General features: G+C 66.4%; 12 protein-coding genes. 7 read left to right on the forward strand and 5 right to left on the reverse strand.

The features are described from left to right. Positions 1–13: 13 nt before the first annotated feature. Entirely contained in the window at positions 14–508 is a 495-nt protein-coding gene (locus AC3IMC_RS08705) for a hypothetical protein (RefSeq protein WP_490918056.1), read from the forward strand. A gap of 236 nt (positions 509–744) precedes the next feature. On the opposite strand, the gene AC3IMC_RS08710 is transcribed toward AC3IMC_RS08705, so the two are convergent. Next, a complete protein-coding gene (locus tag AC3IMC_RS08710) occupies positions 745–930 on the reverse strand; it encodes a hypothetical protein (RefSeq protein ID WP_490918058.1) in 186 nt (61 codons plus the stop codon). A gap of 286 nt (positions 931–1,216) precedes the next feature. Here AC3IMC_RS08710 and AC3IMC_RS08715 point away from each other — a divergent pair, with 286 nt between their 5' ends. Genes AC3IMC_RS08715 through AC3IMC_RS08725 form a run of 3 tightly spaced genes read left to right on the forward strand, consistent with a single transcriptional unit; the run spans position 1,217 to position 3,043 of the window. After that, entirely contained in the window at positions 1,217–1,948 is a 732-nt protein-coding gene (locus AC3IMC_RS08715) for a GAF domain-containing protein (protein WP_490918059.1), read from the forward strand. A gap of 3 nt (positions 1,949–1,951) precedes the next feature. Next, the gene (locus AC3IMC_RS08720) at positions 1,952–2,248 is read left to right on the forward strand and encodes a hypothetical protein (RefSeq protein ID WP_490918060.1); all 297 of its coding nucleotides are present in this window, start codon (positions 1,952–1,954) and stop codon (positions 2,246–2,248) included. Between the two features lie 57 nt (positions 2,249–2,305). After that, positions 2,306–3,043: an ANTAR domain-containing protein gene (locus AC3IMC_RS08725; RefSeq protein ID WP_490918062.1), complete on the forward strand. Its 738-nt coding sequence runs from the start codon at positions 2,306–2,308 to the stop codon at positions 3,041–3,043. Between the two features lie 273 nt (positions 3,044–3,316). On the opposite strand, the gene AC3IMC_RS08730 is transcribed toward AC3IMC_RS08725, so the two are convergent. Together AC3IMC_RS08730 and AC3IMC_RS08735 are read right to left on the reverse strand one after the other, a co-directional pair. Further along, positions 3,317–3,895 (reverse strand): metalloregulator ArsR/SmtB family transcription factor, encoded by a 579-nt coding sequence (locus AC3IMC_RS08730; RefSeq protein WP_490918064.1) that lies wholly within the window; start codon positions 3,893–3,895, stop codon positions 3,317–3,319. Positions 3,896–4,481: 586 nt separating this feature from the next. Further along, positions 4,482–5,339, reverse strand: a complete 858-nt coding sequence (locus tag AC3IMC_RS08735; RefSeq protein ID WP_490918065.1) for an SGNH/GDSL hydrolase family protein — start codon at positions 5,337–5,339, stop codon at positions 4,482–4,484. 157 nt (positions 5,340–5,496) lie between these two features. On the opposite strand from AC3IMC_RS08735, the gene AC3IMC_RS08740 reads away from it, so the two are divergent. From AC3IMC_RS08740 to AC3IMC_RS08750, 3 genes are all read left to right on the forward strand, one after another. After that, on the forward strand, positions 5,497–5,880 hold the full coding sequence (locus tag AC3IMC_RS08740) for a hypothetical protein (RefSeq protein ID WP_490918066.1): 384 nt from the start codon (positions 5,497–5,499) through the stop codon (positions 5,878–5,880). After that, on the forward strand, positions 5,873–7,960 hold the full coding sequence (locus AC3IMC_RS08745; RefSeq protein WP_490918068.1) for a DUF8189 domain-containing protein: 2,088 nt from the start codon (positions 5,873–5,875) through the stop codon (positions 7,958–7,960). Before AC3IMC_RS08740 ends, AC3IMC_RS08745 begins: the two co-directional genes overlap by 8 nt. Before the next feature lie 129 nt (positions 7,961–8,089). Continuing rightward, complete coding sequence (locus AC3IMC_RS08750) at positions 8,090–9,979, forward strand: DNA/RNA non-specific endonuclease (RefSeq protein WP_490918069.1); 1,890 nt, start codon at positions 8,090–8,092, stop codon at positions 9,977–9,979. A 4-nt stretch (positions 9,980–9,983) separates the two neighbouring features. Here the strand turns inward: AC3IMC_RS08750 and AC3IMC_RS08755 are convergent, their stop codons facing one another. Together AC3IMC_RS08755 and AC3IMC_RS08760 are read right to left on the reverse strand one after the other, a co-directional pair. Then, positions 9,984–10,214: a hypothetical protein gene (locus AC3IMC_RS08755; protein WP_490918070.1), complete on the reverse strand. Its 231-nt coding sequence runs from the start codon at positions 10,212–10,214 to the stop codon at positions 9,984–9,986. 76 nt (positions 10,215–10,290) lie between these two features. Continuing rightward, positions 10,291–11,625 carry a S8 family serine peptidase gene (locus tag AC3IMC_RS08760; protein WP_490918071.1) on the reverse strand — a complete coding sequence of 445 codons (1,335 nt, stop codon included), beginning with the start codon at positions 11,623–11,625 and terminating at the stop codon, positions 10,291–10,293. Positions 11,626–11,661: the final 36 nt, after the last annotated feature.

Raw genomic sequence — 11,661 nt, forward strand, 5'->3', positions numbered from 1 at the left:
ATGGAGAACCAAAATGAAGAAAGCTTTGTCGCGCCTGCTGCTGACGGCACTGCTGGCAGCAGTTGCGCTGATTGCCCCACAATCAGTTCAGGCGGCCCCGCCGCCACCTTCATACCCTGCTTGTGACGGCTTCGACGTCACTATCAGTTCGACTGGCGGCACCCAGGACGTCCGCATGACGCGGATCAAGGACGGCATCATCTACACGATTGTGGCTGGCAAGGGGACCACCATCACGGTAACGAATGCCGATACCGGAGAATCTGTGACATTCGGCACGAAGGGCTCGGTCACGAGGACTGCCACGAACATTGAAACCGGCGAGATTCAGTGGTCGCTTTCGGGTGCAAACCTGGTCCTGTTGTTCGACAAGGTTGATGTCGGCGGTCCGTCCACCATCCTTTACACCGGGCTCGTCACCTTCGTCACGGACAGCAACTACACCTTGTACGAGGGCATCGACCAGCAGTCGGGTACCCAACGGGACATCTGCGCAGAGCTCAGCTAACTGCGGAATTACGTAACCCGGACATGGGGAAAGCCCCTCCTAGGAGGGGCTTTCAACGTAGTGGTCATTTGTCTTCTGGCAATGGTCAGTGGTGATGCACTCCCCCTTCCCGGACGCCCCCGGCGCCCATCCGGACTATGACGCACACCACTTTAATAGCCCGGGCCGCCCCGGTGAAGAGGGTTGGGCAAAAAACTTGCCACGACGACGGCGGCACACGGCCCCCGGCGGCGGCCTTACTGGATGAGGTAGTGGCGTTCCTCGGCTGGCGCAGGCTTGAAGGCCTTGGGGAAGACGGCCTTCGACAGGGCCTTGAGGCCGATCGCCGGAAGCAGCACGGCCGCGATGCCGATGGACAGGCTGGTCCAGCCGATGTTTTCGAGCGTGCCGAGCGTGGGTTCCTGCGAAGCAGTGTTTGCCAAGGTTCTGACCTTTTTGTGAGACCGGTAATCGCTACAAGGCTACGGCACATGAGGTGGGCTGCGGTAACTGAGACGGCGGGCATGCGCCAGTTGAACGCGACCCAAAAGGGGTACGTGACAAGCGACGGTGCGGGATTTCCTTCGACTGCCTCTGGCCTTGAATCGACGCAGCGTGCCTACCGTGGAGGCCATCCCCGGAGGATGGAATGTGTAGGGTATGTCTGCTGGGATAATGGAAAGAAACAGTTGGGCTACCACAGGCGGGAACGCCCGGAATGGAGCGGTGATGGATACTGAATTGCCGCTGGCCAATGAGCTGGCCGCAGTGTTTGCGCGGCTTTCCAACGTGCTCCTGACCGAGGAGACGGTGGACCACGCCCTGAAACTCATTACTGACGCCGCCGTTTTGGCCGTGGATAACGCGGCGGGCGCCGGCGTGTCCCTGATCGACACGAACGGTCACAGAAGCAGCACCGCATCCACCGGCAGGATTGTGGAACAGGCGGACGCAATTCAATACGAGCTCGGGGAGGGCCCGTGCCTTAGCGCGTGGGCCACGGGAAACCCGGTGAACATTGCGGATGTCCGGACAGACCTTCGGTGGCCGGAATGGGGCCTTGCGGCGGACCGGCTGGGCTTGCGCTCGTGCGTCAGTGTTCCCCTGCTGTCCGGTGACCTTGCTTTTGGCGCGATCAAGATTTACTGGGCAAAGCCCAACGCGGCAACGCACCGGCTGGTCCGGCTGCTGGAACTGTTCGCGGCCCAGGCCTCGATCTTCCTGGCTAACGTGCAGGCCCGCGAACGGGGGCGGATGCTGAGCGAGCAGCTCAAAACAACGCTGGCCCAGCGCGACGCCATCAGCACCGCAAAAGGCATCGTGATGGCCGAGCAGCGGATGGGACACCACAACGCGATGCTTCACCTGATGACCAGGGCACTGAACGAGAACCGGACGCTGCAGGAAGTGGCGGAAGAAATCATCGAGTCTGCGGGCGGCCTCGATGATGACCGGGGGTGAACCATGGCTGTCCCAGGGGACGAGGACGAGCAGCGCCTAGGTTTCCGGCTGGCGTTTGAGGCAGCGCCGCTGAACCTCGAACAGATTTGGATCAAGTATTTCGGTATCGGGGGAAAAGCGGGCCTCACCGAGGTCCAGGCCTATGTCCATGGCGCGCTGAGCTTTCCCGTCCTTGAACGTGACCTGCTGGCGCATGCCCTGAACGAATCCCTGAACGCCCTTGGCGTGGACGGACGCCGCGCCAGCTACAGCCAGGACATCTACCCAAGGGCAGACGACGAGGGCCTGGGCGCAAACTGACCGCTCCGCCCGCTGCACCCACTGTTATTCATTGAAGCGTGCTCCTAGCATGAGTGTGTGGACAGAGGCGCGCAGAACAGGGACTTCCGGCTACTCCACCAGTTCATTCTTGACAGTGCGGAGATCAAGGCCCTTCTGGATGGAATTACGGGTCATGCTGCCGCCTTTTTGAGCCTTGCAGCTGACGTGCCGGTTGCCTGCGCCGTCACATTGAAGCAGCGTGAGCGCGCGTTCACCATCGCGGGCAGCAGCCGCCAGGCAGTCTTGCTGGATCGCATCGAGCAGGACCTGGACCAGGGTCCCAGCCAGGAAGCCCTCCGCAGCCAGAGCGTGGTTCTGCTGGCGGATACCGCCAGTGACAGGCGCTGGCCCCAGTACTCCGCCCGCCTGGCCGCTGCCGGCAACCACAGCGCCTTGGCTGCCCCCATCAACCTCGGTAGTGCCGCATCAGCCTCCTTGAATTTCTTCGCCCCAGCCACGGGGGTATTCACAAAGGCGACAGCCGTCCAGGCGGTGGCTTTCACGCGGATCGCGGGACTGGCCCTGGGCCTTACCCAGCGGGTCGCCGCCGCTGAACGGCTCGCGGAGGAACTGCGCTCGGCGTTGGACAGCCGCACAGAAATTGACCTCGCGTGCGGAATGATCATGGCCCAGAACCATTGCTCGCAGGAGCAGGCCTATCAATTCCTCATCCGGGCGTCCAACAACCAAAACATGAAACTCCACACAGTCGCGCAAAAGATTATCGAGCGGTTGTCCGGAGACAAGAAGACGGCCACCCACTTCGAGGCCTAACAGCGGCTGCGCCCGGGGCAATGGAAAGCTCGGGCAATGGAAAGCTCAGGCAATGGAAAAGGGGGCAGGAACGCCTTTGTTCCTGCCCCCTTTTCGCCCTGTTTCACAACCCCTGAGTGTGGACTGCGACATTCTCCGCCTTCCACAACGTTCGCTCTCTGGGACTTGCGCACCAGAGGCCCCCCAAAGCCGAAGGAAACACGAAACGATTAATTGATCAATTCATCAATTTCCAGTCTTGCCTCCGTCTGGGCAGGGTGTCAAGGGTAAGCGTCAGTCAGGCGCGCCCAGAGAGTCGCGGGCCACTTGGGTAAGAGTTTCATCCCTCCTGCGGGCCTCGGCCAGCAGCGCAGCGTGGACGGCATCCGGGCTGCTCCCTGTACGGAGGCTCAGGGATTCCACCGCTTTGTCCACCAGCGCCCGGGCCTGCACGGACTGCTCCAGGGTCGGAAGGAGGTCCGCCGGAAACGTGCCCGTGACTTCCTCCGCCGCGTGGGGCACTGCCGTCGCGCCCGTCCCGGCGAGGCCGCCGGCCGCTGCCCCCGCCCGGACAGCCAGGACCGAATCGGCCGCGGACAGGATCCGCGCTACCTCGGGAAAGGACAACCCGTAAAACAGCCGCCCTCCCGAGCGGGTTCCCGTGACCAGATGCTGGGCACGCAGTTGGGTGAGGTGGCCTGCCAAATGGGACGGCTTCAACCCCGTGGCATCGCACAACTCGGGCACTGTGGCCGGGCCGGCGACAAGCACGCCCAGCACCCGGGCGCGGGCAGGATGGGCCAGCGCCTTGAACAATTCCGCCTCTGCTGCGGCCAGCACGCCCGCGCCCGCAGCCTGCACCTTTTCGGTCACCCGCGCTCCTCAACAGGGCATTCCCTATACCCGATAACCCTGATTATCCCCCTCTCCCGCCGACCGGGCAGGTCAGCGATTGGTGGGATGCAAAATGTGGCGCGGGCAAGGCCGCGGGAAAGGACAGCGGCCCCGTGTGATGAATTTGGCGAGTCTTGATGAATTCTTGACCGTAACTGGCGCTGTTGTTGAGCGAGGACCTCCACAGTGATGCATGAAGGCACGGAGCGCACGAGATGCACCTGGGAATCTGGGTCCCAGTCACCCGGGCCTACGTCGGATAAAACCGATGGTCTCAACCGCTTGGCGGCGTCACGCAACGGCGCCGCCAAGCGCTTCCACATTCCATACAGACCAGGGGCCGATGGCGGAGGCCAAGCGGGTCAGCGTCGATCCACAACAAGCCATCGGCCCCCATGTACAGCCCACGACGCCGGCACCCGGCTTCGGCAATAAAGACCGGTTTAGGGACAGCAGGGCCACCCCGCGTTTTCGACACGCAAAGGGGCTGTCGCGGCCCATATATCGGTAGCGCGTACCTATTTGGGAGTCGGGAATTACTTTGCGCGTCGAAAACGACCGCCACCTACCGGGTCAGGGCGGCCCAGGATTCCAGAAACTTGCCGGCGATGTACGCATGGCCGGCGCTGTTGGGATGGGCGCCGTCGAAGTCGAAGCCCGGGCTGTTGGCCGTGGTGAACCAGCCGGCGTCGATCGGATCGATAAACGGAGCATTGGCTGCCGCGGCACCGGCCCGGACGGCCGTGTTCACGGCCCGCAGTTCCTCGGCGAGGGGCTGGGGCGCCGACGGCCCCATCACCACCACCTGCACCCCCGGCCAGAACCGGCGGGCCGCCTCAATGGTCTGCGTGGTGGCAACCCGGACCTCATCCGGGTTACCAAGCTGGGCATCGTTCTGTCCGCCCTGAAGGACCAGGACGTTGGGCACGAACGCCGGGTTCGCTGAGATCTTCCGCAACCGGGTCTCGTACTCGCCGCCCAGCTCGTCACGGGCCCCGCCACCCCAGGCGAACCCGGTACCGCCCACTCCGTCGATGGTGGCGGGATAACCGAGCTCCCCCGCAACGAGGTACGCCCATCCCTGGTCCGGCCGGGCTGCACCGTCCCCGAATGTGTACGAATCTCCCAGGATCAGAAGCACGGGCTGCGCCGGCAATTCGATCCGCACCGGCGGGGCCGAAGCCGTGGCAGTGGCGGTAGTAGTAGCGGCAGCAGTAGTGGTGGCCGTAGCACTGGGAGTGGCCGTGGGCGGCAGCGACGCAGTAGCCGTGGCCGGTATAGGGCGCACCGGCGCAGCTTCATCTGCTGCGGGCGGGCCCATCAAGGCGAGCGCTGCCACCCCGAACGCCGCGACTGCCAAAACAAAGAGGGCAGCGTACTTGATCCACCCCCGCGCCATGGGGCGCCCGCCGTTCCTCGTCACCCGGCACATCCTACCGGCCGCACACTGCCTGCCAGGGGCGGCAGAAACGGCGCGGGCAGTAACAGCGCGGGCAGTAACGGCCCAGTAACGCGGGTCTGATCGACTCTACCTGTGGTTCCCCCGTGTGTGAGGCCGGTGTGATCGTGAGGCCCGTGAGATGAGTCAGCCCTGGAGTTCGGTCCGGGTGGCGGGCCTGGCCCTGGACGTCCCGGCCCAGCTTCTTCCCTCGGGCGAGGCCGCCATCGAGGGCAGCGGGGCCCTCCTCGAAGGTGCCGGCATGCGGCTGACCGTTGATGCCAGCCCCTTCGCCGACCCCCTCACACGCTATGGAACCAAGCCCGGCTTCGAACACTGGCAGGAAGCGGTCGGCAGCTCCACCGCAGACTTCGTCCTGTTCGAAGAGGAGGGCACCCGCACCGTTGCCGTCACCATCCCGGGGCGGGCCACCGCCGTCGTCCATCAACCAGCTGGCGCCCCACGGGACGTCGCCCTGCGGATCCTGCGAAGCATCCGGACAGATCAAGGAGAATCCAATGACTGAAGAACTGTACTCCGCGGCGCCGTTCCTCGCCGCCGTCCAGAACACCGGCCCGGGCGAGAGCAACCCGGGCTTCAGCAAGGTGCAAAACTACCTCGAGCGCTTCGGCTACCTGGGGCCGTCCGCCGCCAGGGACGTCGGCGTCCTGGACGATCCCACCGCCGGGGCCCTGAGAAGCTTCCAGGAGTTCTTCAACCTCCCGGTCACCGGCGTGTTCGACGACGCCACCCGGGAAGCGATGATGCGGCCCCGCTGCGGGCTCCCGGACAAGCGCGGCGGCGACCTCGACTTCGCCACCGCGTGCGCGTGGGTGGACCGGACCCTGACGTTCGCCTTCGACACCGGCACCGACGACGTCGCCGGGACCGCCGAATTCGACGCCGTCCGGCGGGCCGTCCAGACCTGGCAGACAGTGGGCGGACTGACCTTCACCGAAGTCGCCGTCGGCTCCAGCCCGGACGTCCGCATCGGCTGGCGCCCCGCGGCAGACCCGGACCATTCGATGGTGGGCGGCGTCCTGGCCCACGCCGATTTCCCGCCCGGCTGCAGCGTCATCACCAACACCCTCCCCAAGCCGGTCCACTTCGACGACAGCGAACACGTCTGGAGCGTCGGCGCCGTGGCCAACGCCTTCGACATCGAAACCGTGGCGCTGCACGAATTCGGCCACATTGTGGGGCTGGCGCACTCCAGCGTTGCCGGCTCGGTGATGGCACCCACCGTGTCCTCCAACTTCACCAAACGCGCACTCACCCAGGACGACCTCGACGGGTTCCGGGCCCTGTACCCGGCCGCGCCCCAGCCATGGTCCGGGTGGAACTCCTTGGGCGGCGTCATCACCTCGGACATCGCCGTGGGCAACAACAAGGACGGGCGGCTGGAAGCTTTTGCCCGGGGCACCGATGGCGCTGTCTGGCACCGGTGGCAGACGGCCCCCAACGGCAACTGGGCCGGCTGGGCCTCCCTGGGCGGCGTCATCACCACCGAGATTGCGGTGGCCAACAACCAGGACGGCCGGCTGGAGATCTTCGCCCGCGGCACTGACAACGCCCTGTGGCACCGGTGGCAAAGCACGCCCAACGGAAACTGGGCCGGCTGGGCCTACCTGGGCGGCAGCATCACCGGCCCCGCCGCCACCGGGCGCAACGCCGACGGCCGGCTCGAAGTCTTCGCCAGGGGCACGGACGGCGCGGTATGGCACAAATGGCAGACGGCGCCGAACGGCAACTGGTCCGGCTGGGCGTCCCTGGGCGGGGTGATCACGTCCGAGATTGCCGTGGGCAGGAACAAGGACGGCCGCCTCGAAATCTTCGCCCGCGGCACCGACAACGCCCTCTGGCACAAATGGCAGACAGCCCCCAACAGCGGCTGGTCCGCCTGGGCCTCCCTGGGCGGCATCCTCACCTCCAACATCACCACCGGCACCAACGCGGACGGACGCCTCGAGGTCTTCGTCCGCGGCACCGACAACGCCCTCTGGCACAAATGGCAGACAGCCCCGAACAGCGGCTGGACCGGCTGGGCCTCCCTGGGCGGCATCCTCACCTCCGATATCGCCGTGGGCCGGAACGCGAGCGGCCGGCTGGAGGCCTTCGTCAGGGGCACCGACAACGCGCTGTGGCACATCTGGCAGACAGCCCCGAACAGCGGCTGGACCGGCTGGGCCTCCCTGGGCGGCATCCTCACCTCCAACATCACGGTGGGGAGCAACGCCGACGGCCGCCTGGAGGCCTTCGTCCGCGGCACGGACAACGCCCTCTGGCACAGGTGGCAGAACAGTCCCTTCCTGACCGGAGAATCCACCGAGGCTGCCGCCGCCGAAGAGGCAGCCGAAGAGGCAGCCGAAGAGACGGGCGCGGAGGAAGCGGCCGCAGCCGTGGTCCCGCAGACGGTGGAGATGCCCGCCGGGACCATGGCCGAGAGCCTGACAACCAACGGCCACCAGCAGCCGGCAGCAGCGGAGATGCCTGCCGGGTCAATGGAGGAACCTCCGGCCGGGGAACCGGCGGGAGATTCCGGCGGCCCGGGCAAGGAACGCGCATCGGACGCGATGCCGGACCGGGGCATGGCTGCCAGCGCCTGAGGCGCGTGGCAGGGAACTGCAGCGTACGACGGCGGGGCTGGGCCGCCGTCGTACGTCACCCCGGAAATACCCAAGGCCGCCCGCAGCGGCCAGGCAGTAAGAGCACCACACCCAGGAAATGGACAAGGCATGGACACCACCGACCGCCCTCTCCCCGGAGCAAGCAGCCCCGAAGCAAGCAGTGCCGAAGCAGCCAGCGACAACGACCAGATGCTGGCCTCGCTGCGGCAGTTCATCAGGACCAAGGGCGCCGCCTACCTCGAAGACCCCAACATCACCTCGATCGGGGTGGGCCACAAGGTGGTGGACGGGAAGCCGACCGGCGAGATCTCGCTCCAGTTCACCGTAGGCGAGAAAGTGGCCCCGGAGGCCCTGGAGTCCCTCAACACCAAGCCCATACCGGACACCATCATGGTGAACGGGATCCCGGTACAAACCGATGTGATCGAGCGGGACTACCGTCCCTCGTTCCGGGCAGTGGCAGAGGTTGAGCCCCCGCCCACCAAAGTCCGGCTGGACCCCATCCGGCCGGGAGTCAGCGTGGGCAACATCCACTCCAGCGCCGGCACCATCGCCTGCATCGTGTACGACCGGCACGACGGAACGCCGCTGGTCCTCAGCAACTGGCACGTCCTGCACGGCGATACCGGTGCCCTTGGCGACGTGGTGGTCCAGCCGGGCCCGCACGACGACAACCGGGTCAACGCCAACGGGCTGGGCCGGCTGGTGCGCTCCCACCTGGGCGTCGCGGGTGACTGTGCGGTGGCAACCATCACGGACCGCGGTTTCACCACGGCCATCCAGTCGCTGGACGTGACGCCGGACCAGCTCGGGGAACCGGAGATCGGCGACAAGGTGGTCAAGAGCGGCCGCACCACGGGCGTGACCCACGGGGTGGTGCGGCGGGTGGACGTGATCGCCAAGCTCTTTTACGGCGCTGCGGGGATGCACACCATCGGCGGCTTCGAAATCGGCCCGGACCCGGCCAACCCCTCCGTGGACGGGGAAATCAGCCGCGGCGGGGACTCGGGGTCGGCCTGGATTTTCAAGACCCCCTCCGGCGAGCTCACCACCGTCCTGGCGGGGCTGCACTTCGGCGGGGAATCAGGGGACAGCCCGGACGAGCACGCCCTGGCCTGCCTGCCGCAATCCGTGTTCGAGAAGCTGGAAATCACCCTGCGCCCGCCGGCGGCTCCCGAGGCCGAAGAGGTTGTTCCCGAGGGGTTCCTGAGCGACTTCCTCGGCCAGCCCGTTGCCCTGCCCACGCTCGGTGCCGCCGTGAACACCGACGGGGTCCGCTTCGGCGGCTCGGACATCATCCCGTACACCCACTTCTCGCTCTGCCTCAGCACGTCACGGCGGTTTGCCCGCTGGGTGGCGTGGAATATCGACGGCGGCAGCCTGCAGAAACTCAGCCGGTCCGGAATCAGCTTCATCAAGGACCCGCGTCTCCCTGTCGGCGTCCAGGTCGGCGACGAGCTTTACCGCGGCAACCGGGTGGACCGCGGCCATTTGGCACGGCGGGCCGACCTGGTGTGGGGAGCGGCGGACGAGGCCGGCCGGGCGAACAAGGACTCGTTCTACTTCACCAACATCACCCCGCAGTTGGAGGACTTCAACCAGAGCAGCAAGAACGGGGTCTGGGGGCGGCTCGAGGACGCGGTGTTCGAGGACGTGGACGTTGACAACCTGAAAGTCAGCGTGTTCGGCGGACCGGTGCTGCAGGACGGTGACCACGTCTACCGGGGAATTCCCCTGCCGCGCGAGTACTGGAAAATCATCGCGTTCGTGGAGCACGGGCAGCTCAAGGCCAGGGGCTTCCTGCTGACCCAGAACCTCGACCAGCTCGAAGCGCTTGAGCTCGACGAGTTCCGCGTGTTCCAGGTTGCCGTGAGCGAAATCGAGGCGCGGACCGTCCTGCAGTTCGCCGATGCGCTGCGGCAGGCGGACACCTTCGCCGTCCCCGAGGCGGTCGGCGACAGGCGGCCGCTGGAGGATACCTCGGACATCCAGTGGTGAATGCTTACTGGATGTCTTCGTCCGGGGGCGGGAGCTGGTAGCCCAGCTCCTCATCCACGGACTCCACTCCGCTCACGGACTTCAGGGCCTCCAGGCTGTCATCGGGGGCGGAGCCGGAAATGAACCCCATCTCCAGGACCTGTTCCACCTGCATGCCGCGGGCGCGCAGCGCGTCCGCGACATCGGCGATGGCGGACAGGTATTCCTGGTGCACCGTTACATTGATGTTGACCATTCCTCAGGTTATCCCTCATCGCGTAGCAGGCGGTTTCTGTGTTGGGCAGGCGGTTCCCTACACCGGGGCGGCCGTCCTACACCGGGGCGATGACCAGGCCGGAGCCAACGTCCAGCGACGGCGCAATGAGCCGGTCGCATTCCTGGACCAGCGAGGACCAGAGTTCGCGTCCGCGGAAGCCGGTGGCCTGCGCCCAGAGGGCGGCAACGCCGGCGGCGTGCGGGGTGGCCATGCTGGTGCCGCTGATGCTCCGGTACCGGGTGGGCATGGGCCAGGACGAGTAGACCTGCCAGCCGGGGCCGGCAACGTCCACCTGCCCGCCGCGGATTGGCAGGCTGCGCGCGGAGAAGAAGGCGACGTCCAGCTGGTGGTCCAAAGCGCCCACCGCCATGATGAACGGGCTGTTGGCCGGGGTGCCGACGAAGCCGAAGTTGCCTTGGAGGCGGCGGGCGTTGTTTCCGGCGGCGGCGATGATCAGCGTGCCGGCGTCCAGTGCCCGCTTGCCTGCCGCCACGTACGGCGGGTGGACCTGCGGGACGTCGGCCCCGAGGGACATGGAGATGATGTGGCAGCCGCTGGTCAGCGCCCAGTCAATCCCGGCCAGGATGCCGGCGTCGCTGCCGGAACCGGAGTTGCCCAGCACCTTGCCGGCGAAGATGTCAGCCTCGTAGGCCACGCCGTACCGTGGCCCGGTGGAGGGGGACTTGGAGCCGCAGGAGGTGCCGATGCAGTGCGTGCCGTGCCCGTGTCCGTCCTCGGGGCCCTCCCCTTGGACGAAGGAGCGGGTGGTGATGTTGCGTCCGGCGAAGTCAGGGTGGGTTGCATCGAAACCGGTGTCCAGGACCGCCACCTTGATCCCGCGCCCCGAGTACTGGGACGAGGTGGCCTGGACCGCCTGCAGACCCCACGTGAACTGGGCGGTGTCCTGGAAGATCGGCACCGTTGGCGCCGCCGCCCCGGTGCCCTGGCCGTTGCCGTTCAGGCGGGTATCCAGGTCCAGGACTGCATCGCGGTAGCCCCTGACGTACTCAGTGGGGGCCGCTGTGGGACCCGCCGGGAGGACGTGGTGGATCAGTTCCGGCGAGACGGACAGTACTGCGTTCTCCACCGCCTCGGTGGTCTGCAGCGCGCCGATCTGCTCCGGGGCTGCCGACACCACGGCGATGCCCAGGGAGCTGAAGTACGTGGCGTCCGCACCGCTGGTTTCCGAAACATCCACTTCGCGGTCCTGGAAGTCCCGCGAGTCCGCCACGTTGGCCAGGCCTGCCGATTCCAGCATGGAGGACGGGCTGGCGGCGTCCCTGGCAAAGACCACGATGAACCGGCCGGTGGTCTCGGCCCCCGAATAGTCCGCCGCCGGGACGGGCCCGGACGAACTCTCGGACGTGGGGAAGGAATTCGGGTCGATCATTTCAGGTCTCCTTTGCTGCGGGTTGAAGGATGGTGC

Source organism: Arthrobacter sp. E70, from assembly GCF_058266945.1.

What these genes read in the sequence shown, in the direction of transcription:
- AC3IMC_RS08705 (WP_490918056.1), top strand. Translation starts at nt 14, where the DNA reads ATGAAGAAAGCTTTGTCGCGCCTGCTGCTGACGGCACTGCTGGCAGCA.
- AC3IMC_RS08715 (WP_490918059.1), top strand. Translation starts at nt 1,217, where the DNA reads ATGGATACTGAATTGCCGCTGGCCAATGAGCTGGCCGCAGTGTTTGCG.
- AC3IMC_RS08720 (WP_490918060.1), top strand. Translation starts at nt 1,952, where the DNA reads ATGGCTGTCCCAGGGGACGAGGACGAGCAGCGCCTAGGTTTCCGGCTG.
- AC3IMC_RS08740 (WP_490918066.1), top strand. Translation starts at nt 5,497, where the DNA reads ATGAGTCAGCCCTGGAGTTCGGTCCGGGTGGCGGGCCTGGCCCTGGAC.
- AC3IMC_RS08745 (WP_490918068.1), top strand. Translation starts at nt 5,873, where the DNA reads ATGACTGAAGAACTGTACTCCGCGGCGCCGTTCCTCGCCGCCGTCCAG.
- AC3IMC_RS08750 (WP_490918069.1), top strand. Translation starts at nt 8,090, where the DNA reads ATGGACACCACCGACCGCCCTCTCCCCGGAGCAAGCAGCCCCGAAGCA.
- AC3IMC_RS08755 (WP_490918070.1), bottom strand. Translation starts at nt 10,214, where the DNA reads ATGGTCAACATCAATGTAACGGTGCACCAGGAATACCTGTCCGCCATC.
- AC3IMC_RS08760 (WP_490918071.1), bottom strand. Translation starts at nt 11,625, where the DNA reads ATGATCGACCCGAATTCCTTCCCCACGTCCGAGAGTTCGTCCGGGCCC.